Source organism: Bradyrhizobium macuxiense, assembly GCF_007993935.1.
Classification (GTDB): Bacteria; Pseudomonadota; Alphaproteobacteria; order Rhizobiales; family Xanthobacteraceae; genus Bradyrhizobium; species Bradyrhizobium macuxiense_A.
Window position 1 is genome coordinate 90552 of record NZ_VITY01000011.1, and the last position, 26965, is coordinate 117516.

The following is a 26965-nucleotide window of genomic DNA, read 5'->3' on the forward strand; positions in this document are numbered from 1 at the left end:
TGCGGCGCCGGCTCTTGGGTTGCTTGGGTCCGAGGCCGGTATTGCAGCTGGTGATCGTGGCCGGCGTCCTCTCTATCGTCGTCGTACTCGGATCGAACATCGCGACCACCATGGCGCGGATCGGACTGACACCGGGCTTCGGTTTCCTGGAACGCGCGGCCAATTTCGAGATCGGTGAAGGCATGATTGCCTTCAGGGCCGGCGATAGCTATGCCCGGGCAATCACCGTCGGTCTCCTGAACACGGCGAGAATCTCGTTGCTGGGATGTTGTCTGGCGACAATCCTTGGTGTGGCGCTTGGCATGATGCGGCTTTCGGGTAACGTGATGCTGTCTGGTCTGGTGCGCTGGTATGTCGAGATCGTTCGCAACACCCCGCTGTTGTTGCAGTTGTTCTTCTGGATTGCTCTCGCTCACGCCCTGCCTCCGCCGCGTCGCGCCATCACCTTGCTCGATGCCGTCTTTCTGAGCAACCGCGGTGTCTATGTGCCGGCGATCGTGATAAGCGATCTCTCGCTCGGAGCGGCGCTGGTTGTGGTCGCTGTGTTCGGGGGCTGGATCTGGCTGGTGCGGCGCGGTTGGCGCCAGAAGCGGGCAGGGCTATCGGCTCCGTTGCCTGCCTCTCTCTTGAGTGTGCTTGTGGTCAGCGCGGTGCTCGCAGCGAGCGGCGCAAAAATTGGCGTCGAAGTGTCCGCGATCAGCGGTTTCAACATTCGAGGCGGCCTCAGCCTGACGCCCGAATTTGCGGCGCTCCTGGTCGGATTGACCGTGAAGTTTTCTGCGGTCATCGCGGAGATCGTCCGCGCCGGCATATTGTCGGTGCGCCGGGAACAATGGGATGCCGCACGTGCGCTGGGGCTTCGTCGCGGCAAGATCATTCGGCTGGTCGTCCTGCCACAGGCCTTGCGCGTCATTACGCCCTTGACGACCTCGAACTATCTCGACCTCGTCAAGGACTCCAGCCTCGCTGTCGCGATCGGCTATCCGGATCTCATGAATGTCGTCAACACCACAGCCAATACGACCGGGCAGGCATTCGAAGCGCTGCTGATCGTCGTGCTGCTCTATCTCAGCTTAAATCTTGCCGTTTCAGCTGTGATGAACGCCTGCAACAGAACGGTCGCGTTGCGCGGGGAGCGGCCGGCATGACGGCAATCGAGGCCGCAAGGATGCCTTCGAGACGTCTTGGACGGCTCTGGACGAGATGGCGGACCGGCTTGTTCGGAACTTGGTTGAATTCAGCCATCACAATCATCATTGGTCTGCTCGTCTTGTGGCTTCTGCCGCCGCTGCTCCGTTGGCTGGTGCTTGACGCGACCTGGCAGGGAACGTCAGCGGATTGCCTGGCGCAGGACGGCGCGTGCTGGGCATTCGTCGCAGCCAAGCTGCGCTTCATCGTCTTGGCGCTTTATCCGATCCAACTCCAATGGCGCCCGGAGCTTGTGTGTCTCTTGCTCGCCATCTTGTTGGCTGTTGCGGCCATGCCGCGCTTCTGGCGGCGTGAGCTCATTGTCGGCGGGCCAGTTGTTATTTTCTTGTGCTGCCTGTTGATGGCCGGCTATCCGGGGCCGTCGCGAGTCTCGCCGAATCAATGGGGTGGGCTGCCTGTGACCCTGCTGGTTTGGGCGGTCTGCTTTGCCGTGTCGGTGCCGCTCGCAATCCTGCTGTCGCTGGCACGGCGATCAAGAATGCAGGCGCTGCGGCTGCTCGCGATCGGCTACATCGAGTTCATGCGGGCGATACCGATGGTCGCGATCCTCTATTTTGCGACCCTAATGTTGCCCATGGCGCTGCCGGCTGGTCTCTCGACCGACAAGATGCCCCGCGCGATGATCATGATTTCCCTGTTCTGGACCGCCTATATCGCCGAGATCATGCGTGGCGGTCTGCAAGCCGTACCGATTGGCCAGGAGGAGGCCGCAGCCTCGCTTGGATTGGGCTATTGGCGGTCGATGCGCCTGATCATCCTGCCACAAGCGCTGCGCATGGTGATCCCGGGTCTGGTCAACCAGGCCATCGGCTTCCTGCTCGCGACATCGCTGCTTGCCGTGATCGGTATCGTCGACATTCTCAACGCCGCCAAGGCGGCGGCGACCGATCCTAACTGGCTCGGGTTTTATAAGGAGGCATTTCTGGTCGTGGCGGCGATCTATTTCGCGATCGGCTATGGCGGCTCGCGCTACAGTCTCTGGCTCGAGCGGCGCCTTGGTCGCTGCGGTCCGCATTGACGGTTATGCGTCTCCACCGTCACAAAGCGCAGGCCTCGTCGTTGTTCAGACGAACTGTGGCAATCGCCTGAGACGCTTTAGAAACCCTTCGGAACCAGCGACGGCTGCCGGGCAGCGGTTTTCATAAATTTTCTTGCGTTGAGCCGGCCACAGAATTGAAAGACGGTTCACATGTTGGGAAGCAGATTGAGCCGGACACATAGTCGCGGTTGAAGGTCTTTACGATGGCGTCGGCCATGTCGTTCTCCGCTGCCGTGAAGCGCGGCTCGCGGTTCAGGGCGGCAGCGATCTCAAAGATACGATTGGCCGTGACGATTGAGCCGTCGTCGGCCGACCATTTTATCTTGTGCGGCGCGCGGGTGTTGCTTAACCGTCGTTTAGAGGCGGCGCGCACCAGGTCAATAAGATCGACATTGTCCGATGTCGGACGGTGTTGGATATGCGACAGGGCTCATTCGGGTGCCCCATTGTATTTGGGAGAGTTTCTGCTTTGGCACGGGCAATGCTTTGGGATGTGCGCATACGCGTTGGACCGACGATGGTCCCGCGGAAAAAGCACAAGCTCTCGATTGGATCGATCGCAAGGGCTTAGCACAACCAGACGGATCCGATCATGATCTCTTTCCTTGACCCCAAACACCGCAATTGCGCTCCTAAAGGGCCATCCCGATCCGGTAGCTCTACGATGACAATACCGGGGCGTGCTTTCCTCTCCGACATTTGGGGGCGGCTGTCGACAAAGATCCCGATGTTCTCATGCCGATCGGCGAGATGCCTTCTTGCCGCACAGCTCACGACTTGCACTCTGTCCGCCGGCGCCGCGTTCGCCCAGGCGGTCACATCGGATCCACCTGCCAGCTTCACGCTCAGCAACGGGCTTCAGGTTGTCGTGATCCCCGACCATCGCACGCCCGTCGTGACGGATATGATCTGGTACAAAGTCGGCGCTTCCGACGAGATACCGGGAAAGTCCGGGCTCGCTCATTTTCTTGAGCATCTCATGTTCAAGGGTACCGACAAGCATCCACTCGGCGAATTCACCCAAACCGTGTTTCGTATCGGCGGCAACCAAAACGCCTTCACCTCCGATGATTACACCGCATACTTCCAGCATGTCCGGCGCGAACATCTGCCGACCATGTTGGAGTTCGAGGCCGATCGTATGACCGGCTTGGTTCTTAAGGACGAGAACGTGCTGCCTGAGCGCGACGTCGTGCTCGAGGAATACAATATGCGGGTGGCCAACAATCCCAGCGCAGGCCTGAACCAGCAGATCATGGCCGCGCTCTACCTCAATCACCCCTATGGCCGGCCGGTGATCGGCTGGCTCCAGGAGATCGAGAAGCTCGATCGCGATGATGTGCTGGCCTTCTACCGCCGCTTCTATGCCCCCAACAATGCGATCCTGGTGATCGCCGGAGACGTCGAGGCCGCCGATGTGCGTCCGCTGGTCGAGCGCAGTTTCGGGCCGATCCCGGCGCAGCCCGCGATCCCGGCGCGGCGCATTCGCCCGCAGGAGCCGGAAACGGCCGCGCCCCGCACCGTCACGCTGTCGGACCCCCGCGTCGAGCAGCCAAGCGTGGGGCGGTTTTATCTGGTGCCCTCAGCCCCGACTGGCGCTCCCGGCGAAAGCGCGGCGCTCGAGGTGCTCGCACAACTGATGGGCGGCGGCCACAATTCCTATCTCTATCGCGCTCTTGTCGTGGACCAGCCGCTTGCGGTCTCGGCGAGCGCCTACTATTCGAGCATCTCGCTTGATCCGACGCAATTCGCGATTGCGGCCTGGCCCAAGCCGGGCGTCAGCTTCGCGGAGGTCGAGCAGGTGATCGACGGCGTGATCGCTACCATCTTGCAGAACCCGATCCGGGCCGAAGATCTGGAGCGGGCGAAGACGCAGCTGGTTGCGGCAGCGATCTATGCCCAGGACAATCAGGCTCTGCTGGCGTACCAGTATGGCGGCGCGCTGAGCGCGGGCCTCTCCATCGAGGACATCCGAAGCCGGCCGGACCGCATACGCGCCGTCACCGCGGAACAACTCCGCACTGTTGCGCAAAAATGGCTCGACAAGAAGCGCTCGGTCACCGGCTATCTGATCAAGGAAACGACTACCGCCAAGCGCGAGGAGAAGCGTTCGTGACCTATTCTTTCCTTCACGCGAGGCGCCTCGCGCTGACCCTTGCGACTGGCGTCGCACTCACTGTATCTGCGGTGTCTCCGTCGCAGGCTGCGGTAAAGGTCCAGCATTTGATCTCGCCCGGCGGCATCGAGGCCTGGTTCGTGCAGGATGTGGCCGTGCCGCTGATCGCGATGGAATTTGCGTTTGCCGGCGGCGCGGCGCAAGACCCTTCTGACAAATCGGGGGTCTCAACGCTCGTGGGCGGTCTGCTCGACGAAGGCTCCGGCGATCTCGACTCCAGGACCTTCCACGAGCGGCTCGAGCGGCGCGCTATCGGGCTCTCGTTCCGCGCGACCTCCGACGTGTTCCGCGGCAGTCTTCGGATGCTTCGCGACAACAAGGATGAAGCCTTCGATCTGTTGCGGATGGCATTGACCTCGCCGCATTTCGAAACGGCCGATGTCGAACGCGTCCGTTCGCAGGTTATCTCGAGCCTACGCCGTGACACTACGGATCCCACCGCGCTAGCGAGCCGAAAATTCCTGGAAATCGCTTTTCGCGATCATCCGTATCGGCGTCAGGCCAACGGCACCCTTGAGAGTGTCCCCACCATCACGGTGGCAGACCTAAAGGATTACACCAGCCGTGTGATTGCCAAGGACGCGCTGAAAATCGCGGTGGTTGGTGACGTCGATCAGGTAACGCTTGGCAAACTGCTCGACCAAACTTTTGGTACCCTCCCAGCCAAAGCGAAGCTCAAGCCGGTTGCCGATATCGAAGCGGCGGCGCCGCCGCAGCTCGTCTTTATTCCCCTCGACGTACCGCAGAGCGTGATCGCCTTCGGGGGGCCTGGTGTGAGACGCGGCGATCCGGACTTCATGGCGGCCTATGTTGTCAACCACATCCTGGGTGGCGCCGGATTGTCCTCGCGGCTCTATCACGAAGTGCGGGAGAAGCGGGGGCTGGCCTATTCGGTGTCCGAGTCGCTCTTGTGGATGGACCATTCGGCCGTGGTCATCGGCCGTACCGGCACGCGCGCAGATCGCGCCGGCGAGACCATCAGCGCGATCGAGAGGGAGACGCGCCGCATTGCCGAGGAGGGGCCGACCCAGAAGGAACTCGACGAAGCCAAGTCCTATCTCAAAGGCTCGCAGATGCTCGAGCTCGATACATCCACCAAACTGGCTCACGCGTTGCTGCAGTATCAGATCGATAAATTGCCGATTGACTATATCGAGAAGCAGAACGCTATCGTCGATGCGGTGACGCTGGACGACGCCAGACACGCTGCGAGGCGGTTATGGGGCCGGGGACTTCTGACCGTGGTCGTTGGACGCGCCCCGCAAGCGGTCGCGCAACCGGCTGGCGTTCCCGCGCCGAGCTCCAACTGATTTGGCGCACTCTTCATCATGGCCGACCTTGTCGCGGCCATGATGTCTTTCGTGATGCTGCACCGCACGATCGCTAGCTGAGCGCAATTGCGAATGGTGCTGGTCGTCATGCAGCGGGACGAGGCCCGCGCCTGATCGGAGGAGCTTCATGAGACAATGTCAAAGTAACGACATGGGTCGACGATCCGCGATATGACGGCCGTTTCCGGTTGCCGAGGTGCGACCTCACCGAACAAGCGAAACTGTCCCCCGGCGCCCATGGCGAGCGCGGCCAGGCATGGACAGCGTGGATATTCTCCACCGTGTTGCACGGCCCGCCTCATGCTGCAGTTCGGCAAGGACGTCAAGATCACGTGAATGCCCGATCGGCTCCCAGGACATGTCTGGATACGTGCTGCCTTCGAAGACTCTAGCAGCGTCTTATTGTCTTCGAGATCTCATAGCGGTTGCCGTGGTAGGGCAGGCGATCCCCTATAAGCGCTGTGTCATCGTCTTCAAGACATCGGACATCTGGTGAATGGATGTGAGTGGAGATCATACTTCAGCGAAAGATCGTGCCGCACGGCTCAATTATTTTAGTATTTCGCAGATCGTCGGGCGTTCGTGCGGGGTTGAATTCCCGTTTGAGAGTCCCCGCCACCAGCCGCCCAGAGTCTCACGATCGCACGCAAGTCTTACACTCATGCCATTTGCAAATTCGATCCAATCAGTGAAGCGATGGTCGGCGACTGCGACCACCACCGGAATGTCGGCATCGAGTGCACGCTCGATCAAGTAGACCAGGCCCTTGCCGGCCCGCTCTCGCTTGCCGAAGCGATTGATGATCATGAGGTCGGCTCCGGCCTCAAGGGCGCCCGCAATCCGCGCGGCTGCGTTCTGGAGCCGTTCGAGATCTAGACGGCAGCCGTGCTCAGCCGGGGCGGGATTTTTGGCAAGCGATAGCTTTTCACCATTGTGAACCAGCACACCAGACAGACTCGAGTCGGCGCATTGACCAACCTGCACCATGCCGACAACTCGACGGCCTTGCGCGCTCAGGTCTGTCGCGAAATCATGCAGAACCCAGTCAGGATTCTGATCTGCTTCATAGACCACGGCGGCGAGATCGCATTGGGCATCGAACATGGCCTGCCTCATTCTTGTGCGCAGAGAAAGCCACGGCAGTACTGCCGCGATTTCATGATATCTACGTCAAATTGTGGTTCACTTCGGTTCGTTCGTTGTATCTTGGTATATATCACGAATTCGAAGCGAGCTGCCAACTGCATTTGCCATGGCTTCTGCGTGCTCAGGATCGAGCCATCCCCTCTTGGGAAAACTGTGTTGGTGCGCGTGGGGCGCGTCAACAGACGTGGCCGGGAGTTTGCGCTTGTTTCACGGGGTATGTGGAACCATCACTCTCATGAGACGCCGCTGGATGACAATTCAGCAGCCGGTCGTGCGTCCCAATGGGCTCGTCGCGTGGTCGGAGAATTCTCTGGTGATCGTGTCAGCGATGTGTCTACCCATTCAGCTCGCTCATAATGAGCATGGGACATGTTGCGAGACTGGCCCCCAAGTCGGGATCCTTGTCGAAATGAAATTCGAGGGACCAGTGAGCCATGATGAGCTTGCGTCAAGCATGTTCTCAGGGCGGATGCCACTTGAGAATATCTTCTTCAGTCTGACATCTCGAACTATCTCATTACTATACGCCTTCACGTGTGAGGCAAGTGCGCGTTATAGTTGAGGTCATGGTCCGGCCGTGGGTCCTGTCCTCCAACGCCGGATCATTCGAGGTTGATGACCGCGAAGACTACGCTACTTTCAATTCCAACCGATCCTGCGACGGGTTCTTTGGGAGGACGTTGCCAATGTCGCCATCGCGGTCTGCGCGTGCTGAGCCATCCCCGGCCGTCGGTGATCTTGAGCGACTTGCGCCGTTAAGCCCCACTTCGAGCCGCTCGGATCTGCCATCCCAGCTGCCATACATTGCGGTCGAGATACAGGCCACCGTGCCGGCGGAAGACTTCAGGCATGCAGAAGACTTCACACATATCGTCGGCTTGGGATGGGACCATGGTTGCCAATCGGCACCCGGTCCTCTGGTCGGTTCAATGGACAAAAAAGGTGTCCTGCCGGCGACACCGCTCCAGCCGCGGCCACATTTTTACATCAATGGTCGGCCTTATACGGCTGAGCTCGGGCAAGGGACAAAGGAGGCCACCCTAGATAGTCCGCGAGGACTTAGCGCTACGCTCGTTCCGGGACATGGACTTCAATCTCTAGAGCCCGCGATGGCGGACGTCGAAGGCGTGCCGAAACATGTGGGAGAGACATCGTCATCGACCAGCGCTTCGACGTCCGCGATCCCGAAAAGTGCCAAAGGCTGCGGATTGTGGTGGTGTTTTAAGTCAGCTTTTGACAAATCCCTACGAAGGAGTCGTCGCGAAAACTCGTCCGGCCGTCTGGATCAACCGGTTGGACAGGCCTCTGGATCGGGCATCCCACTGCAGCCTCCGCGGCTGCTCGGCGACACGGAGTGGCTGGGCGACGAGCATATTACGGCGGATTACACACTCCTGGAGCAGGAGTTGCTGAGCGACAATCCGGATCTGGCCGCCCGGACTCGGTTCTTGCGGCCCGCACAAGCACATCTGTTGCGCTTGACCGAGGACGATCACATCCGACAGGACGCCTTGTGGGGGATCATCAAGGATGAAAACGAGAATGATGCCGCCAACTTCTTGTTCCTGCCAGTGAACGATGGGGGTGCCAGCGCACAAGGTACGCATTGGTCGCTGCTGCTCGTCGATCGTCGCGATCCGGAAGCGGTGGTTGCCTATCACTTCGACTCCTTGCGGGGATATAACAGCGCCAAGGCCGAGCAACTCGCAGCAAGGCTGGGCGCCAGCTTGCAGCCTGCCCAGATGGCCCAGCAGCGCAACCGCCATGATTGCGGCGTCTTTGTGCTGGACGCCACGCGGACGCTGGTTGTACGAATGGCGCAAACACAGCGGATCGATGACGAACTGCTGGACCTCGACAACCTCGTCGCCGGTCGGCAGGCCCTCCGGGACCGACTGAGCGCTCATGCGCCTTTGTAACGCCGAACTCCATAAGAGCTCGGGCTGATGGAGCAGGCTGGAGCGGCTCTTGCCGGCACCAAAGCCTGCCGGAATATTCGCCGCCCGCTGATCGTGCAGCTTCACCAATCCGCGCCGTTCGGACGACTGGCGGGATATGAGGACACGTTGATCGGCTCTCGTACGATCCCGCGTCTTACCTATCGCGGTTAGCCGGGCTGTGACGCGCAATATGGCATCCATCCGTCAGATCGGAGCTTCGAGGTCGAGCGAGGTGTTGACACAAGAAAGAACAAACTCGCCCCCGCACAAGCCCAATAGCAAGGCGGTCAACGGCGCCATCCAAGAAGCTCGATCCACTAGAATTCGCTTTTGGCGATCCCCATGTGTTTATGATAGGATTCGCCGCATGAACCGAACTGAAGCCATTAAGAAACTTCGTACTTTCGCCACCCCTCTCAAGCAGCGGGGAGCGACGTCGCTGTATCTGTTCGGCTCGACGGCTCGTAACCAGGCTACGAGCAAAAGTGATCTGGATCTCTTTCTCGACTACGACCCTCGTAGCAAGTTCAATGCCTTTGACTTGGTAGCCGTCAAGCGGTTGCTCCAGCAAGGCATGGGCGTTGAAGTCGATTTGGCCACCCGGAACGGGTTGCACCCGTTAATCCGAAAGAAGATCGAATCTGAGGCCACACGGGTCTTCTGATGCCAACGCGTACGCCTTTGCTCCGCATCCACGACATGCTGGAAGCCATTCAGGGTATTGAGAAGGCAGTCAAAGGGAAGTCTTTCGGGACTACCAGCGTTCGTGGGTTTTGCGTTCGGCGGTAGAGCGTGGAATCGAGGTTATTTCTGAAGCCAGCCGCCACCTTACCCGTGAATTAAAAACGCCACATAAGGACGTTCGCTGGAAAGATATTGCTGGCATAGGCAACATCCTGCGGCATGAATATCAGCGGGTCGATGGCCAGATTGTCTGGAAGGCGGTCAAGGATGAACTGCCGCCGCTCAAGGAAGCCTTGTTGGAGATGAAGGCTTCTTTGGAAGACGCCGAGAAGCGCTAGGCAGAGGCCCCGGCGGATGAGGCCCACGGCGCGTGCACCCCACGCTGGAGCCGCCCCTCCGACAAGGGAGAATCCTGTCCGGAGTGCAGTCTTAGGGGCTCATCGTCGGAAAAACCGTCGGTTCCATAGGCCTACCACGCAGCGTGGCGGCGATCCATCTTCGTACTAACAGAAATTCATCCTGTGCAGATTTGGCGAAATTCCATCACGCGATCTGCCGCGGCTTCTTTCAGGTGTTCGCAGCGTCCGGTTATCTCGGCTTGATCACCTTGGCCTTGTGCAGCACCACGCGAGCGATCTCCACCATCTGCTTCTTGGTTGCGCCGAGCGCGCCGACGGTCACGATCGGCGCGACATCGAAATTGAGCGACTGCAGAAACTGCTGGGCGGCGATGTAGCGAAAATTGGGCTTGGAGTTGGCTGTGTCAGCAGCCGGTGTGAAGGGATTCCATCCGCTGGTGAGAGATTTTATTCGCTTCTTACCCAATGATTATCGCCACGGGTCGGCGGGCTCGATGTCGAAGAGACCCCCTCGGACGCGCTGCATGAGATCGGGTTACAAATCAAAAGCACCGAGTATGGCGTGTTAATAATCGCAGATATCAGACTTTTTGCCTCGTTCGGCGCGCTAACAAACTATGTGGTTGTAAGCAAGCCTTTAGAACGCGAAAAATTCCAGGGGGCTCAAAGCACGGAAATTTCAAGCAAGACTAGCCAAGTGGCGTGGAGTTCGCCTACCCGTAGGATACCGGGAACCTCTTCCACACGCGCCGAGAGTTGCGCTACGCTCACAACCTCAAGAGGAGCGGCCGGTGTGACGAGTGAGAAGCGGATCAGCATTGAGGAGCAGTCGGCGATTCTGCCGCGCCTTCGCCGCGTGCAAGCGTGGCGCAGGGCTCGGTTCCAGCGCCTCCTATCTGATCCTAACATCGCTCAGAATGACCCGGGAAGGCGCAAGTCCATCAAGGCCGCGCAGCTTTACACGGCCGTTTCGATGCGGGCGGAGGCCATCCTGCGCGGCCTGATCGATCGCTAAAGCGAATCCGTCCGTTGTCCGTCCGGCCATGTGAGAGCTTGGTTTCTTGGAGATAGAGGCCGGGGTGCGTGATCAAATCATCATCGAGGTACGGCGGATACGCGCCCAGCATATCTAAACCAAGGTATGAGTTGCTCCAGCCCCTGACATCAATAGGACTTGCGCACGAAATCTGATCTTTTCGCGAGGTCAGCTCCGTGGCGCTTCGACGACTTGGGGTTCGGTGAGCCGAGCGTTCAACGGTCAGGCGAAATCATCGAACGCGCGAACCCGCGTTAGTGGCGGCACCTCGATTGCAAGGGCGGCATGGAAATCACGCGCGAATGCGTCAGCGCGGTGTGGAAATCTGGTGCGTTTGCCTTGGGCACGCGGTTGCGCGTCAACGACGATGCGCCTCTTGACGGTGCTGATCGCTCGGATTCCATCCAGTATCGGCCAGATATTGACGGCCTGCGCGCCATCGCGGTGCTCGCCGTGCTGGCATATCATGCGTTTCCGCGAGCCGTGCCCGGCGGCTTCGCCGGCGTCGACATTTTCTTCGTCATCTCCGGTTATCTGATAACTGGAATCATTATTCGGCAGATGCTGGAGAAACGCTTCAGCCTCGCGAACTTCTACGCTCGCCGAATCTTAAGGATATTTCCTTGCCTTGTTGTCGTGATCTTGGTCACCTTCGTCATCGCATGGTTCACATTCCCCGCCGCCGAGATGGAGGCGCTCGGAACCAGCATCAGGGGCGCGGCCGCTTTCATAGAGAATTTTGCGCTGCACGAGCAGATCGTTGGATACTTCGATCCTAGCGCAGAACGCCTTCCGCTTCTCCATCTCTGGTCGCTCGGGGTCGAGGAGCAGTACTACATCGTGTGACCGGCGGCACTGTTGCTGATCTCGCATTGGCCAGTGCGCCGCACGGCAATCGTGGGAGCACTTGCGCTCGGCTCTCTTTTTATCTGCTTCCTGACGCCGCCGATCGATTCCGCCTGGGCGTTCTACTCGCCGACGACCAGAGCATGGGAGCTTCTCGCCGGATCGCTCATTGGCCTCTGCCTGTGCAACCGCTCCGTCGAGGCGGCTCGCTCAGTCGTCACGGCGCTTGCTCTGGCAGGATTGGCTGGCATCGCGTTCGTATTTTGGGCATTCAATGCCGGCTCACATTGGCCCGACCTCCGGACGGCTGTTCCCGTGTCGGCAGCCACCGCCCTGATCGCGACGGCCAATACAACCGTCCATCGCCGCATTCTGTCGGCGCGCCCATTGGTCTTCATCGGGCGTATGAGCTATCCCCTGTATCTTTGGCATTTCCCGCTTATCGCCTTTGCCGAGATGAACATGAACAGCGCCGTACCGGCGCTGCTGATGTCCGAACTTCTCGCGCTCAGCGCGCTGCTGGCGTGGTTGACCTATCGGTTCATCGAGCAGCCGATCAGGTTTGGCGCAGCCGCGATCAGATGGAAGGTTGCACCTTTGGCTGCCGCGATGGCCGCAACGGGGCTCATCGGCATTGCTGCGGTCAATACACGGGGTCTGCCGGCACGCTTCCCGCAACCGATCCGCAACTTCATGTTGTCCGGCACAGAAACTGAGAGCCATTGGCGATGCGCCGTGTGCCTTTTGATGCGTCAACCCGCGTCGGAGTTCGCGCCCGAATGCGCGGGCCATGGTGGTCGACCGCTGCTGTTGATCTGGGGCGACTCCTACGGCGCCGCCCTTTATCCCGGGCTACTCCATTTTTCGGCTGAGCGCGGGTATGATGTCGCGCAGTATACGGCGTCGGCCTGTCCGCCTCTGATCGGTTACAGCCCGTCCGAGCGGCCGTACTGCAAGAGCATCGATGACGATGTTCTGTTGCGGATAAACCGTCTGCGGCCCGACGTTGTCATTCTCGACGCCACTTGGGGACAGACTGAAACCGTGTTGCGTGAGGGCCTGCGGCGGACCGTGGCCTTGCTCAAGGCGATGAACATCACCAATATCGTCATCATAGGGCCACCACCGAGTTGGCAAGGCGGCGGCCTGTCGCAGAACATCCTCTACTATTACCGGGAAACTCAGCAGGTGCTGCCGGTGCGGACGTTCCACGGATCGACCGATGCGTGGACGCAGCAACGCGATGCACTGCTGCACGAACTGTCGCGCAAGCTTGGCGTCCGGTACATTTCGGTCCGCGATGTCTTTTGCAACGAGAGCGGCTGTCTGAGCCGGACCGGTCCCAATGATTCCGAATTGACCGCGTTCGATTCCGGGCACCTGACGGTGCCTGGGGCAACTTTCCTTGCGGCTCGGACCATGGACGATTTGCTCGACACAATCGTCCCCCTTCGTCAATGATCGTTGCGCGGCATGCCGCGGGGAGGGAAGATACCGGATTCCGCCTTGAACTTGCAGCGCACCGCTCGCGCTCTCGGCCAACCATCTTATGACCACCACAAGCGTTGTGTACGACGGTCGCTGGATAATCCGGGAATACACCGTTCATCGGGGCAGGTTGCTGGCATGGCGGTCGACTACGCGAAACAAGGCTAGGATCGCTGCTGGATTTGTCGTGACGCTACAGAGATAGCAGGTGTGGACGTCCCCACTTGTCGGGATGGTCGCAGACGTTTGACCTGATCACTTGCTATCAGATGTCCGATCCGTTTACGCGGACAAAGTCTGCTGGCCGAGATGGTGTTCGCTACGCTCGCGTCCAACGATCGAGCCGACGACGATCGGCAGGATCGAGCGATGCAGCGCATGGCTCCATGCTTGCTGCACTCATAATCGTGCCATCAACGTGTGGTCATTGCAATCGCTGCCATTCGGCACTCAGGAAGCCTCAACGTCAGAACATAAATGTCGAAGAATCTCGTGACCGCTTTTGGAGCCGATTCATCTTCTCATGCGTGCTGTACGAGATCCTCTGTTCCACGAAGCGAGATTGAAAAAAGCGCGCGATGGGGTTTATGCGTCGGCCGATCTCTGCGATAAGGCGCGAGTGCTTGAAGGCCGCAGCCGTCAAGCGGACTGCAACATGAAATGGGGGACGTTGAGTTGCGACCAGATTTTTCGCGTATCAATCAGTCTAAAGCTATCTTCGATGATATTTATGCTTCGGATGATCCGAGAGCATATTTCTCCGTCCTGGGAGGCTTGGATTATATGATCCCGGACGTGGCTGAGCCGGTTGTGCGCCAGATTCTGGCGGCGAAAACGTCGGCAACCGGCCTTAAGCCGGTCGTGCTTGATGTTGGCTGTTCATACGGCATCAACGCTGCGGTGCATCGATTTCCACTCACCTTCGGGGGCTTGCGCCATCGCTATGCCCGGCGCGAGATGAGGGCGATTAGTTCAGAGACACTGGTGCGTCTCGATCGCAATTTTTATGCAGCTTGGCCGGATGTCGGTCTGGCGCGATTTATCGGTCTGGATGTATCGGCGCCGGCGATCAGCTATGCGACGGGTGTTGGTCTCCTTGAGCAGGGCATTGTCGCTGATCTTGAAACGGAGACGCTATCGACTGAGAGCGCGCGTATTATCCACTCCACTGACGTTATCATGTCAACAGGCTGCATCGGCTACGTTACCGAGAAGACGTTCGGCAAGATTCTTGATGCGACAGAGAAGCGTCCTTGGATCATCTCATTCGTGCTAAGAATGTTCCCATTTGATTCTTTGGCTGCGACGTTCGCGAAGCGTGGCCTTGTGACGGAACGTCTTACCGGCGCGACATTTATTCAGCGTCGCTTTCGCGATGCTGAAGAGTTTGAAAGTTGTTTGGCTACCTTGGCGACGCTTGGCGTCGATGCGGCCGGTCTTGAATCGGAAGGGCTGTTTCACGCCGATCTGATCTTGTCCCGCCCCGAGGCGGATGCGCGCGCCACCCCTCTGGAAGACATTGTCACCGTCGCCAGCGGCCGGGGGCGGCCGATCGGGCCCCGTTACGTTCATATTGAGAGGGGCGAGGGCTTGCAGGTCGCGCTGGAGCCGTGACGGGTTCGTTTTCCGATGATAGCCGTGGATGTGGCCCAGGGAATGTCGGTATCGGTGGTTGCGCGCTCCCGCAACCACTCAAATTTGCGAAGGAAGCAAGTTCTGGCCAAGCCCAATCCGTGATTTTGACTTGCTCGGTAACGTTCGAGGCGTAGTTGTACCGCGTACGTTATGGATTTGCTGGCGTAGAAACCCCTCGGACTGCCAAGGCGGCGTATCTAGGTGGTAGCCCCGGCTTTTCGCCTCGCGAATTGCTCAATCAGCACGTCAAACCTCCAAACGAAGTCAAGCTGGGTGGCTTGCTTCCGTGCGCAGATATTCGAGCCCGCGGAGACCCTAGAATGTCGCTGAGCTGGGGGAGGACGACAAAAAACATGAGGAATTGACAGTCTGATGGCTTCAATGCCGTTGACCCTTCGCGACGGACAAATCGTTCAGCGTCGGGCGCCGCACAGGCCGACATGGTTCGAGCCGCTCATCCGGGCTCGCTATGCGGGCAAGGCGCTGCCGCTTGGCTCTTCCAGTTGCAGCCGAACCATTCAGAGGCGCACGCGGAAGCGACGCGTGAGCTTCCCGGTCGAGCCCGGGGCCGGCGAGCTAGACGAGCGAGAAGGCGGGCCATCGCTATCCTGTGTTGTCTTATTAAGGTCTTCTTGCGCGCGCCACTGAGAAGGGCGGCTCTTGCTCGCGTTCGAGCTCGGGGACAGCTATCACGCGGCAAAGTGCGCGCAGCAACGCATGAGGATGTAGATGACAAACCTTTTCCGTTACTGCGCTCTACTGTCCATGGCGACCTCAATGGCGCTTTGCCCAGCTGCACAGGGGAAAGACCGCCGCATTGTCGCCGAACCAGTTGCGCCGCGTGATGTTTGCGCCCGCCCGGTGGCTTCTGGAACGAACGATACGGCCGCGTTGCAAGATGCCATTACTCGTTGCCCCGCCGGTGCAGCGGTCTATTTGGCGCGTGGCGACTTCCTGTCAGGTCCACTTGAGATGAAATCGGACGTTACGCTATGGATCGAGCGGGATGCCACGCTTTTTGCCATCCCCGACCCGACCGCCTATGACAGGGGCTTGGGACATTGTGGTCGCATCGCAGGTAAAGGCGACGGCTGCCGCCCGTTCATCAGCTTTTCCAAAACCCACGGTGGCGGCATCTATGGCGACGGCATTATCGATGGCCAGGGCGGCACACCCATGGCCGGCAGCGCCGAAACTTGGTGGCAGCTGGCGCGTCGCGCGCAAACCGAGCGTGGCAATCAGAACGTCCCGCGCTTGATCCAGATCGACCATGCGCAGGACATTACCTTCCACGGCATCACGTTGCGCGACGCACCCAATTTTCACGTGGCGATGAACCGCGTCGAAGGTGCTACCTTTTGGGGCGTCACCATCGATGCACCCGCAGACGCCCGCAACACCGACGGCATCGATCCTGGCGCCAGCCAGGATGTGACCATCACCCATAGCGTGATCCGCACTGGAGACGACAATGTGGCAATCAAGGCTGGCAATAATGGTCCCACCCGCTATGTCTCCATCGTCGATAACTATTTCGGCTGGGGACACGGAATGTCGATCGGCAGCGAGGTGAGCTCCGGTGTGAGCGACATCCTGGTGCGCGGCCTGATCCTCGACGGCACGACATCGGGCTTGCGCATCAAGAGTGATGTCAGCCGGGGCGGCCTGGTGGAGCGGGTAACCTATGAGAATGTGTGCCTGCGCGGCAACCGTTGGCCGATCATGTTCGATACTAGATATGATCCTCGCGCCCAAGGTGACAGCATTCCTCACTATCGCCAGATTGTGCTGCGCCATGTTCGTGGCGATGGAGGTGCGCTTGTGATGCGTGGAATTGACAAGATGCATGCCCTCGAGATCACGCTGGATGATGTGCGATTTGCCGATTCCGCGACCTGGCAGATGGAAAATACCAATGTGACCGTGGGGCGTTCCGGCGTATCGCCACCGCTCCCAACTCGAGCTGCGGGGTTGCTATCTCGCGGATGGGAGTGTGCAAAAGCATTTCCCAATCGTTAGGTAGCAATCAGAACGGCGTGACGCCGAACGCTATCACGTATCGCAAGTCTTCAGAAGCATAGCGCGAATGCTGACCCGGTACCGTCAAAGTGAGGCTGCCGTGCCATGCACATTGACGAAGTCCTAGCTTTCGTGGCGGGTTCCTTGATGACACAGGGCGCAATCATCCGAGCGTGCCCGAAATACAAACCTGCGGTTGGCTCGACGAAGGTGAGACCATGATGAGAGCTTTCGCGCTTTGCGCTGCCGTGCTGGGTGGATGTTTTTTCCGCTTCTCGGAAGCATCTGCTCAGCCACTTTTGGTCTCGCAATCCGCCGACAAGGCCTATCACTCTCTGCAGTCAGCCATAGACGCACTACCTCCGCAAGGCGGCGCTATTCTGATCGCGCCGGGCACCTATCGCGAAAAAGTCAAAGTCTCCAAACCAGGTGTTCATATCAAGGGTACCGGCAAGCAGCCTCACGACACGGTTATTGTCTACGGCGATGGCGCGATCAATGTGGGGGGAACCTCCCATTCCGCGACGCTGGACGCCTCGGGTGACGATTTTCGGCTCGACAATCTGACAGTTCAGAACGACTACTCCCTCAATCCGGCTAACCCCCCTTCGCAGGCGGTGGCGCTGTCCCTGACCGGAGATAAGGACGTTGTCACTCGGGTCCGCCTGCTTGGCGCACAGGATACCCTGTTCGCCAATAAGGGGCCGAACGGCCGAATGTCGCGCCAGTACTTCTCGGGCTGCTACATCGAGGGACATGTCGATTTCATCTTTGGCAACGCCAAGGCCTATTTCCGGCGATGTGAGTTGCACGGCATCGCCAACCATGCGGTCGTCTATACCGCCCAAAGCAGAGCATCGCCGGACGAGGATAGCGCCTATATCTTCGATCATTGCAGGTTGACCGCCGATACAGCCGCGCGCGATATTGCCCTCGGCCGCGCTTGGCGCCCCTATGCCGCGGTGATTTTCTTGTCAACCGAGATAGACGCGCCCGTAATCCCCGACGGGTGGCGCGAATGGACACCTGGCAAGACCAAGACCCTGACGACGGCCTATTATGCCGAATACAAGTCGACCGGCGTCGGGGCCAATCCCACACGCCGCGAGCCATACGCGCGTCAGCTCACTGACGGCGAAGCCGCCCAATGGTCGCTCAAGGCGTTCTTCGCGGGTGCCACAGATTGGCTGTCGTACCGACCAAATTAGGGTGAACCCAAAAGCTTGTAGTAGTCGGGAGAGTCCGCTTGGTGCGCACAACGGACTCAAGTCGGACATCGCTCCACCTCCGAAATGGGCCATAGCCGAGGTGACGGTTAGCGCGATCGGGCAAGATTGGGCGACGGTGGCGGGATGAGGACGAATGTCAGGGCGACCACGTCGATGCTTGTCCGGCACCTGACAACCACGCTGCCTTTGTTGGGTTGAGAACACCTGCCGTCTTTTGTCGAACCTCAATATTCCAAAACCTAATCAGTAGCTTAAGCCATTGGCACAAGCGTTGCTATTGAGATGCAGCAACACTGAGTGAGTGGCTGGTGCACGTAGATGCCTAAGACGAGCGACGCTCTCCTTCCCTTGGCCCCTGCGCCTCGTTCCGGAGAGAGTAAGCCAGCGCGCCCTCGCATGGGCTTTGAGCGCACGAAGAGAGCTCCGTTCGCTTCGCAACAGACGCACCAGTCGGTCGATCGACCTTCAACAATGGCGCGGAGCGGGGGACGATGCCCCGCCGCAGGTAACGTTCATGCGACGCTCGGATACGACCATGCTGATGAGCAAGGCTGAAGGTGTGAGATGCATCTCATACTCAGAGTCGTCGGAGAGAACGCCGGACCCTTGGGCCGTAATGCAAGACAGGTGTTTGGACCGGAAGGCGGCTCCCTGGGACGCGGGCTCGGCTGCACGTGGCAGCTTCCAGATCCAACCAACACGCTGTCAGCAAGCCACGCATTGATCGCGTTCAATGGGGTCGGCTTCACGATCACCGATACGAGCACCAATGGCGTCTATATCAACACCGTGGCCGCGCCGCTGGGGCGCGCCAATGCAGCGCCGTTGGCCGATGGCGACACGCTCTATATGGCGTGCTACATCATCTCGGTCGTGATCGAGAACGATCCCGCCGAGGAACGTCAACGGCTGGGGTTGACGGGATCGAATGCCGTGTGCCTCGGCGGTGCAACGCGGGCGTTGCGCTCGCCGTCGCTCGCCGAGGAGCGCCTCAAAGCACCTCGTCAGCATGCCGGACAATTGACGATTGACAAGAACCTTCCACGCGATCCATTGCTGGCGAGCGGTAGCAGCCAGCCATGCTCCTCTTCGGCAGCACAAGTGGCACCCAAGGCCGCCACTTCACCACAGGCGAGCGCCTCTCCATCGTGCTTGTTTGGAGATGTGACGTTCATCAACAAGGCAGGCGCCGTCGAGTCAAATCTGCCGACGCATCTTCTTCCACGACGATCGGGCGGTGGCATCACGGAGAGGCCGTCCTCGCATGTGCCGTTAGGCAAACCAGAGCCCCCACTTGTCGGACAATCGCATCGTTTGCCGTCGGCAGTCTCAGCTGGTCATGGTGCTCCGTCGGCTCGCCTGCCTGCGCCACTCATTCCTGATGATCTCGACCTTATGGATCTGCTGCCGGCAGAAGCCTCGCGCGGAGTGCCGTCTGTACCGCCCCAGCGAGTGAATCTTTGCTTCAAGGCCACGAACGAGCCGTTCAAGCTTGCCCATGAGCGGCTCGATGCCGGTCTGGGCAATGATCTCGCGACATTGCGAGCTCCGAACCCATTGGTGCCGCGACCTGGAAAGGACGAGCTTGAGCGTTTGGCAGGCCAGAGCGAGCCTGCTGTGTGGCGACCAGTTGGCACTTCGGAGCTGGGCTGCGTAGCAGCCGTTGCGGCTCGGCTTCTGCCCGCGGCGGACGAACTGCAGGGGTTCTGGAATGCCCTCGGGTTCAACTCGGACCTTGTGCCGCCGGCGCAACGCCGGGAGTTCCTGGCCGAACTTGGTCGCGCGCTCGCCGAGATGGCAAATGGCCTGCATTCGATCCTGACGGCATGGGCCAAGGTCAAGAATGAGTGCCGCATCAAGTCGACGCGGATACGCGCCGACAATGACAATGCATTCAGATTCACTAAGAGCGATCATGATGCGCTGCGCGACACGCTCGCGAAGGATCATGGGTTCCTTCTGCTGTCCCGGTCGGTGCGCGAAGGCTTTGACGACATCAAGGCGCATGAGGCTGCAGCCATAGCGGCGATGCGGGGGACGGTCAGCAACCTGCTTACCCATATGAGTCCTCAGCGGATCGAGAGCGACGGCGCAAATAGCGGGCGTTTCGGCGCCGGCGTCAATAAGGCCAAGCTATGGGACCGATTTGTCGAACTGCACGCAGCGATGGTCAGCGACATTGATCGGACCGCGCGGAATTATATCGCGGAAGAGTTCGCCCGAAGCTACGACTCGCAGGTTTCGACCATTGACGAGGATGAAGGGAAGACGACTGATGTCGGCAAAGAAACGTCATCCCTTGTCCGCCGTTAGCGGTGCGCTTCTGGTGGTCGTCGCCACGGTCAGTTGTTCGACTGACAAGAGCCTGAAGACCACGCCAATCAAGTTCGTGATCCAGGCCGATCAGCTGGTCAATCCAAATGCGAGCGGCAAGCCGTCGCCGATTGTCGTTCGCATCTATGAGCTGAAGTCGGCGACAAATTTCACCCAGGCGCAGTTCTTTGAACTGTTTGATAATGACGCCAAACGCCTCGGCCCCGACCTGGTGGCTAAGCGCGAGATCGAGCTGACGCCCGGCGGCACAGTCGATTTCGAGCGCCACACGCCGGCCGAGACTCGAAATATCGGTGTGATCGCCGGCTTTCGCATGGGCGACGATGCGCAATGGCGCTCGATTGCCGAAATCAAGCCCGACCGCGACAACAGGATTCTGGTGAACCTTACGGCGCAGGCGATCAACATTGAGGAGGAGGCCAGCCGCAACTGGTGGAGGATCTTCTGACGCCGCCTGTTGCGGTGGCGGCAGTCCGCCGGGCGGAAGCATCTTTTACGGGAACCAACGAACAGGCGGCCTAAGCAATGTCCGTGACAAGCAAACCAATCTGGTCGGAAGGCATGTTGGTGCGGCCGCAACACTTGCAGCAATACGATCGGTGGATCGAGCAATTGGTCGAGAACCGCGTCGCGGGTCTGATCGGCTATGGCTGGGGCGTTCGAAGATGTGCCTTTGATCGTGGTCTTCTGGCGCTTGGGCAACTCGCCGTTACTGAACTTGACGCCATTCTACCCGACGGCACGGCGCTTTGCTTGCCGGAATATGCCGAGCTTCCGGGTGGACGAATCCCTCCGCCGGCGGCGAAGAACCTGCTGGTCAAGATCGCCGTGGGCAGACGCCGGCATAGCGGCAGCGACCCCTGTTCGGAGGATGCGCCTGCGCGCCGGCACGGTCAGGAGGTCTTGCGGGTCCGGAATGCGAGCGCGCCGGAGAAAGCTCCCGTCGACATCAGTGTTGCTCCCTTGACATCACATCTTATTTTCGACGGCGAGGAGCAGGGTGACCTGATCACGTTGCCTGTTGGCCGCATCCACAACGTCGATTCGGCGGGCGCGATCACATTGTCAGAGACTTACGTTCCGCCGGCTATCGATATCCATGCCGTCCAACCGCTCATCGCGCTGTTGAACGAGATCAGATCGATGTTGCGGACGCGCGCTCAGGCGCTTGCCGCGCGCGCCGATCCGTCGCGCGCGACGGTAGATGCAGGGGGACTGATTGATCTTGTCACCTTGTCCATCGTGAACGGCGCCGAAGCCGTCTTCGACCACTTCGCAGCAACACGCGGGCATCATCCTGAAACGCTCTTCCGCTCACTGCTTGGCCTCGCAGGACGGCTGTCGAGCTTGGTCGGCGACCGCCACAAACCGCAAGATATCCGCGCTTATCAGCATGAGGATCTCGAGAACAGCTTCACGCCGCTCGCTGACATCCTGCGCAAGATGTTGTCCGTCGTGATACAGAGCGCCGCAATATCGCTCCCGTTGCAGGATCGCGGGTATGGCATCATGATCGGCGTCATTGCCGATCGTACGTTGTTCCAGGGCGCCCGCTTCGTTCTCGTCGCCGTGGCAAGCGTTCCGACCGAGACATTGCGCAACCAGCTCCCCGCCCAGATCAAGGTAGGCCCGGTCGAGCAGATTCGTGATCTCGTCAATCTTCAGCTCCCCGGTATTCCCATCCGCGCCCTGGCTGTGGCGCCCCGCGAATTGCCTTACATCCAGGATGCCGTCTACTTCGAGCTGGACCAGTCGGTGGAGCTGTGGCGCATCTTGCCGCGCGCGGCGGCCTTTGCTTTCCATGTCAGCGGTGACTACTCGGATCTGCATCTCGAATTCTGGGCCATCCGCGGGAAACGTACGTGACGGAGCCGAAACACATGGATGAGCCGACAGTCGTTGGACGCAGGCCAGTTGGTCCAATCCGTGACAATCAAGGCGGGCAATCTTCCGGTCGCGTTCCACCCAAGGACGCTGCCCCGACGGTCCCTTACGCGCCGGTGCCCACATCTGACGCCGGCGAAAGTCCGGCGGTCAGCCATGCCGAAATCGTGGCCCACGGTCTCCTAGAGCCAAAGGCCGTGGAGGACACCCTGGTCTCGGCCGCGGCACCGCTCCTTTTGGTCGTCGCGCGGCTTCGCTTCATCAACGATGCCGATATCGGCGCGCTACGTCGTGGAATTGTCGAGCAAATCCGTCGCTTCGAAGAGCGTGCCGTCAAACATCAGGCGAGCGACGTGACAGCCGCCCGTTATGTACTATGCGCGTTGATAGACGAGGCCGTGATGACCACGCGCTGGGGGGCTGAAAGCGCCTGGAGTGACAATAGTCTGCTCAACCAGTTCCATAACGAGACCTGGGGCGGCGAGAAGGTGTTTCAGATACTCGAACACATCCAGGCGGAGCCAGCCAAATACCTCGCCTTGCTTAAGCTCATCAGTGTCTGCTTGTTGATGGGCTTTGAAGGCAAATATCGCGTGGTGGAAGGCGGCCGTGAACGGCTTGAGGACTTGCGCTGCGAGGTTGAGCGTCGCTTGCGGGACCATGCGACCACTCCGCCCGTTGAGCTATCGAGCCAATGGCGCGGCACCAGTGCGCGCATGGGCGTGCGCAGTTACGTGCCATTGAGGATCGTCTTCACTGCTGCCGCCGTTGCGGTGCTCATCGGCTATGGCTTGTTTTGGTGGCGCCTGTCCGGAGAGCTGGCACCCGTCGAGCAGCTGCTTGACTTGATCGGCCGCTCCGGGCCGCGCTAAGGGGAGGTGCAGGTGTTCGGCGCGCAATTCGCGGCACTCTTCTCGGTCCGAGGCATCGTGACGCTGATCGCTTTGTCGGCGATCGGCGTGCTCATCTGGTTCGGCGGACCTTATCTCGACCTCTTCGGTCGATATCCGCTCCAGTCGGTCACCGTTCGCGCCGCCACAATGGCCGGAGTCTTCCTGGCGACCATGCTCGTCATCCTTGTCCGACACGGGTTGGCGCGCCGCGCCAATCGGCGCGTCATCAAGTCGTTGATGGAGAGCGAAGGCCTCATCTCAAGCTCCAGCGATCGCAGTCGGGAGGAGGTCGAACTGATCCGTAGGCGCTTCGAGGATGCGCTGAAAGTCCTGCGCGATACGGTGTTCGCCGGCAAGCGGGGCCCAAGCTATTTGTTCGAGCTGCCCTGGTACGTCATCATTGGTCCACCGGGTGCCGGCAAGACGACGATCCTGCGCAATTCAGGCCTCGAGTTCCCGCTGGCCGAACGGCTCGGCGTCGACCCGGTCGCTGGCGTCGGCGGTACGCGAAACTGCGACTGGTGGTTCACCGACGAAGCAGTCTTTATCGACACGGCAAGCCGCTATACGACCCAGGATACGGATGCCGAGGTCGATCGTGCGGCTTGGCACGGCTTTCTCGATCTTCTCACGGCGCATCGGCGCCAGCGGCCGATCAACGGCGTCCTGGTCGCAATCAGCGTGTCCGATCTCTTGCTGTACGACGACGATCGGCGGCGGCGGCTCGTCGGCTCAATTCGTTCGCGGATACAGGAGCTGCTGAAGAAGTGTGGCATGCGTATTCCGGTCTATGTTCTGGTGACCAAATGCGATCTCGTGTCTGGCTTCGCTGAATACTTCGACAATCTCGACCAGGAAGGCCGCGCTCAGGTTTGGGGCAAGACCTTTCCCCTCGATGCGCCGGGCGATCACATTAGTGACGTCGTCGCCATTGAGATTCAGGAGCTTGCCGAGCACCTCGAGAGCAAACTGGCCTTTCGCATGCAGGAGGAACGCAATCTCAGCCGCCGTGCAATCATGTACGCGTTTCCGAAGGAATTCTGGAGCATCCGGGCAGCAATCACCGGCTTCGTGAGCGAGGTATTCCGGATGAGCCGCTTCGAGGTGCGGCCGATGCTGCGCGGGGTCTACTTTACGAGCGGCACGCAGGAAGGCACGCCGATCGAGCGGGTCAGCAGCGCGATCAGCCGCAGTTTCGGTCTGCACTTCGCGCCGCCCTTGTCTCCAATCGGGCCGGGGAAGGCGTTTTTCATCAAGCGGTTGCTGACCGACGTGATCTTCGCTGAGCAGGGCCTGGTCGGTCGCAATTTGAGGCTGGAACGCAAGCTCGCGCTGGTGCATGGCTGCGGCTATATCGCGGCGGTCGTGCTGGCGGTGGCTGCATTGGCCCAGTGGTATGGTGCCTTCACCCGAAGCGAAGGTCGCATCGCTGAGACCAGAATGGCCGCGCAGACGTTGCAGGCGCACCTCCTGGAAATCCACGAACCGCTGGACTTGAAGAAGCTTTTGCCGATCCTTAATGCCGCGCGCCGGTTGCCCCAGGCTGCCGGCGAAGCCACGTGGTCTGCGTGGCTTGAGGGCCTCGGCATCTCGGCGACCCCGGCGCTGGCGCCGGCTGCGCAGGACGCCTATGACCACATTCTGGTCGACCGACTGCTACCCGTTTTCGCCAACAGGCTTGCTGTCCGCATCGAGGCGTTATTGCGTGCAGGCAACGATACTTTGCTGGACCAGGCCAAGGAAGCGTTTCGCACGTATTTGATGCTGAGCAATCCGAGGCATTTCGACCGCGGCAAGGTCGAGAAGGCGGCGCTCACCGAAGTCGCACTGGCGTTCGCGCTCGATACGACATCTGCGGGCGAGTTGAAGGAGCATTTTTCACGCCTGATTGAGTTGTTGCCGAAGCCCATCACGACTGACCAGAAATTCGTGATCGCGGTCGGCTCGCGGCTGTTGGAAAGGCCCCTCGTCGAGCAGGTCTACATCCGCTTGTTGCGCGAAGCAGGGCAGAACACCCAGCTCCGGCCGATCGACCTGGTCAGTCTGCTCGGTTCGGGCGAACTTGAGATGCGTGCTCCGCAGATTGTCTTGCCCGCCATTATACAGCACGACGCTTCCTATTCGAGTAATGGTGCCATCATCCCTGGCATCTTCACGCGCGACGGGTTTCTCGATTTTCTGCTGCACCGCCTCCCGCCCATCATTCGAGAAGAGCAAAGCGACGACTGGATCCTTGCCGGTAGTCCGTTGGATGCGGCCGATACGCAGCAGCTCGCCCTGAAGGTTATTGATCGGTATGTTGACGACTATATTCGCATTTGGACCAGTGCCCTCAGCAACATTCGTGTCGTCAAGTTCGATGACATGCAGCGTGGCGCAGTAGTTCTGCGCGGGCTCGCCGGCTCACAAAGCTCGCTGCTGCAGGTCATTTCCCTGGTGCGCGACCACACAAACCTGCCACCAACCGGAGAGCTGACCTCCGCCAAGACCGGTGCTGCCGCGTCCGCCGTGTTCTCGGCAGCATTCGGCGATGCGCCTTGGCCAGGAACCAGAATTACCGAAGCGTTCCGGCCTCTGGCCAAACTGGCCACAGCCGAAGTCGCGGGACAGCCGGCCGGCATGGATCAAATCCGCGATCGTTTCGGTGGCCTCTATGCGGCGATGGCCAACATCGCGTCAGCGCCAGATCCTGGCCGGACGGCATTGCAGCTCGTTCAGCGGCGCGCCAAAGATCCAAACAACGATTCCTTCGGCGCCTTGCGCGCCGATTCGGCGCTGCGGCCGGAGCTCGTCCGCACCATCATGAACGACATCGCGCTCTCGACATGGAGCATCTTGCTCAAACAGGCGCATGACTATGTCAATGCAGTTTGGATGGGCGAAGTCATCCCGCTCTGCGCGGCTGCCATCTTCCAGCGCTATCCAATGTATGCGACGGCGACCGAGGACATAACACTGAAGGACTTCAGTGATTTTTTCCGACCCGGCGGCGTGCTCGATGACTTTTTTCAGAGATACTTGTCGACCCTGGTCGTCCAGGGCCGAAACGGCCTTGTGCTTGCGACCATCGATGGCGCGGCGGTGCCGATCCATGCGAATGCCCTGGTTCAATTCCAGCGCGCGCAGGAGATCCGGAAGGCGTTTTTCAGCGGCTCCGGCTCCGCACCGGCCGTGAAATTCAGCATCAAGCCTGTCTATCTCGCCTCCCATCTGCTGCGCGCGACTTTCGTCATGGATGGCAAGGAGATCGTCTATCGTCACGAGGCGCCGCGCTCCTACGACCTCGAATGGCCGACCCGAACCGAAGCAAGCACTGCCTCCATCACGCTCACCGCCGTGGATGGGACCGAGGAGAAGATTGAGAGCTCTGGTCCTTGGGCATTGTTTCGGCTTGTCGGCGCCTCGCGGCTGTCTTCGCGTGGCAGCTCCGATCGCTTCACCATCACGATCGGCAGGCCCGAGCGACCCAATGTGGCCTACGAGCTGCGCGCGGAAAGCGTAAGCAATCCGTTCAGCTTGAGTGTCCTTCGTTCGTTCCGCTGTCCGAATAACCTATGATGGCAATGCCGTGAAAGCTCTTCCTAGTTTTCTTCGGGATAAAAGCGGCAAATGCTGCGGGCGGCACGTTGGCGCGCGTGCTCGGTTCCACCGAGACGCAGAGACTCTGCCTCCTGGTGATCGCAAGCGGCCGTACCACACGTCCTCGATATGTAGCAT

The 26965-nt window shown here is 59.9% G+C and carries 20 protein-coding genes and 1 pseudogene; 18 read left to right on the plus strand and 3 right to left on the minus strand.

What is annotated here, in order from left to right:
• Nucleotides 1-50 precede the first annotated feature (50 nt).
• Nucleotides 51-1148 carry an amino acid ABC transporter permease gene (locus FBZ93_RS27140; protein WP_246667676.1) on the plus strand — a complete coding sequence of 366 codons (1098 nt, stop codon included), beginning with the start codon at nt 51-53 and terminating at the stop codon, nt 1146-1148.
• Nucleotides 1145-2227 carry an amino acid ABC transporter permease gene (locus FBZ93_RS27145; protein WP_146990099.1) on the plus strand — a complete coding sequence of 361 codons (1083 nt, stop codon included), beginning with the start codon at nt 1145-1147 and terminating at the stop codon, nt 2225-2227. Before FBZ93_RS27140 ends, FBZ93_RS27145 begins: the two co-directional genes overlap by 4 nt.
• Before the next feature lie 121 nt (nt 2228-2348).
• Here FBZ93_RS27145 and FBZ93_RS27150 read toward each other — a convergent pair whose 3' ends face one another.
• Nucleotides 2349-2621: a hypothetical protein gene (locus FBZ93_RS27150; RefSeq protein ID WP_146990101.1), complete on the minus strand. Its 273-nt coding sequence runs from the start codon at nt 2619-2621 to the stop codon at nt 2349-2351.
• 354 nt (nt 2622-2975) lie between these two features.
• Here FBZ93_RS27150 and FBZ93_RS27155 point away from each other — a divergent pair, with 354 nt between their 5' ends.
• Both FBZ93_RS27155 and FBZ93_RS27160 read left to right on the plus strand, forming a co-directional pair.
• Nucleotides 2976-4364, plus strand: a complete 1389-nt coding sequence (locus FBZ93_RS27155; protein WP_146990403.1) for a M16 family metallopeptidase — start codon at nt 2976-2978, stop codon at nt 4362-4364.
• Nucleotides 4361-5734, plus strand: coding sequence for a M16 family metallopeptidase (locus FBZ93_RS27160; protein ID WP_167529230.1), 1374 nt, complete (start codon nt 4361-4363; stop codon nt 5732-5734). Before FBZ93_RS27155 ends, FBZ93_RS27160 begins: the two co-directional genes overlap by 4 nt.
• A gap of 570 nt (nt 5735-6304) precedes the next feature.
• Here the strand turns inward: FBZ93_RS27160 and FBZ93_RS27165 are convergent.
• Nucleotides 6305-6859: a DUF2478 domain-containing protein gene (locus FBZ93_RS27165; RefSeq protein WP_146990104.1), complete on the minus strand. Its 555-nt coding sequence runs from the start codon at nt 6857-6859 to the stop codon at nt 6305-6307.
• Nucleotides 6860-8010: 1151 nt separating this feature from the next.
• Between FBZ93_RS27165 and FBZ93_RS40770 the strand changes: the two genes are divergently transcribed.
• From FBZ93_RS40770 to FBZ93_RS27180, 3 genes are all read left to right on the plus strand, one after another.
• A complete protein-coding gene (locus tag FBZ93_RS40770) occupies nt 8011-8820 on the plus strand; it encodes a Ulp1 family isopeptidase (protein WP_167529231.1) in 810 nt (269 codons plus the stop codon).
• 388 nt (nt 8821-9208) lie between these two features.
• On the plus strand, nt 9209-9505 hold the full coding sequence (locus FBZ93_RS27175) for a nucleotidyltransferase family protein (protein ID WP_146990108.1): 297 nt from the start codon (nt 9209-9211) through the stop codon (nt 9503-9505).
• 109 nt (nt 9506-9614) lie between these two features.
• Nucleotides 9615-9863: a HepT-like ribonuclease domain-containing protein gene (locus tag FBZ93_RS27180; RefSeq protein ID WP_146990109.1), complete on the plus strand. Its 249-nt coding sequence runs from the start codon at nt 9615-9617 to the stop codon at nt 9861-9863.
• A 250-nt stretch (nt 9864-10113) separates the two neighbouring features.
• Here FBZ93_RS27180 and FBZ93_RS27185 read toward each other — a convergent pair whose 3' ends face one another.
• A complete protein-coding gene (locus tag FBZ93_RS27185) occupies nt 10114-10350 on the minus strand; it encodes a hypothetical protein (protein WP_146990111.1) in 237 nt (78 codons plus the stop codon).
• 327 nt (nt 10351-10677) lie between these two features.
• Between FBZ93_RS27185 and FBZ93_RS27190 the strand changes: the two genes are divergently transcribed.
• From FBZ93_RS27190 to tssM, 11 genes and pseudogenes are all read left to right on the plus strand, one after another.
• Nucleotides 10678-10899, plus strand: coding sequence for a hypothetical protein (locus tag FBZ93_RS27190; protein ID WP_146990113.1), 222 nt, complete (start codon nt 10678-10680; stop codon nt 10897-10899).
• A 306-nt stretch (nt 10900-11205) separates the two neighbouring features.
• A pseudogene (locus tag FBZ93_RS41845) lies at nt 11206-12291 on the plus strand (acyltransferase family protein); the annotation flags it as partial.
• A 222-nt stretch (nt 12292-12513) separates the two neighbouring features.
• Nucleotides 12514-13227, plus strand: coding sequence for an SGNH hydrolase domain-containing protein (locus FBZ93_RS41850; protein ID WP_349643272.1), 714 nt, complete (start codon nt 12514-12516; stop codon nt 13225-13227).
• 687 nt (nt 13228-13914) lie between these two features.
• A complete protein-coding gene (locus tag FBZ93_RS27200; protein ID WP_146990115.1) occupies nt 13915-14868 on the plus strand; it encodes a class I SAM-dependent methyltransferase in 954 nt (317 codons plus the stop codon).
• Between the two features lie 750 nt (nt 14869-15618).
• Entirely contained in the window at nt 15619-16908 is a 1290-nt protein-coding gene (locus tag FBZ93_RS27205) for a glycoside hydrolase family 28 protein (protein WP_146990116.1), read from the plus strand.
• 221 nt (nt 16909-17129) lie between these two features.
• A complete protein-coding gene (locus FBZ93_RS27210) occupies nt 17130-18116 on the plus strand; it encodes a pectinesterase family protein (RefSeq protein WP_167529232.1) in 987 nt (328 codons plus the stop codon).
• A gap of 585 nt (nt 18117-18701) precedes the next feature.
• Nucleotides 18702-20450 (plus strand): type VI secretion system-associated FHA domain protein TagH, encoded by a 1749-nt coding sequence (gene tagH / locus FBZ93_RS27215; protein WP_146990118.1) that lies wholly within the window; start codon nt 18702-18704, stop codon nt 20448-20450.
• Nucleotides 20413-20919, plus strand: coding sequence for a type VI secretion system lipoprotein TssJ (gene tssJ, locus FBZ93_RS27220; protein WP_167529233.1), 507 nt, complete (start codon nt 20413-20415; stop codon nt 20917-20919). Before tagH ends, tssJ begins: the two co-directional genes overlap by 38 nt.
• Before the next feature lie 77 nt (nt 20920-20996).
• Nucleotides 20997-22337: a type VI secretion system baseplate subunit TssK gene (gene tssK, locus FBZ93_RS27225; RefSeq protein ID WP_146990122.1), complete on the plus strand. Its 1341-nt coding sequence runs from the start codon at nt 20997-20999 to the stop codon at nt 22335-22337.
• Between the two features lie 215 nt (nt 22338-22552).
• Nucleotides 22553-23227, plus strand: coding sequence for a type IVB secretion system protein IcmH/DotU (gene icmH, locus FBZ93_RS27230; protein ID WP_167529234.1), 675 nt, complete (start codon nt 22553-22555; stop codon nt 23225-23227).
• A 12-nt stretch (nt 23228-23239) separates the two neighbouring features.
• On the plus strand, nt 23240-26806 hold the full coding sequence (gene tssM / locus FBZ93_RS27235) for a type VI secretion system membrane subunit TssM (protein ID WP_167529235.1): 3567 nt from the start codon (nt 23240-23242) through the stop codon (nt 26804-26806).
• The last annotated feature ends 159 nt before the right edge of the window (nt 26807-26965 follow it).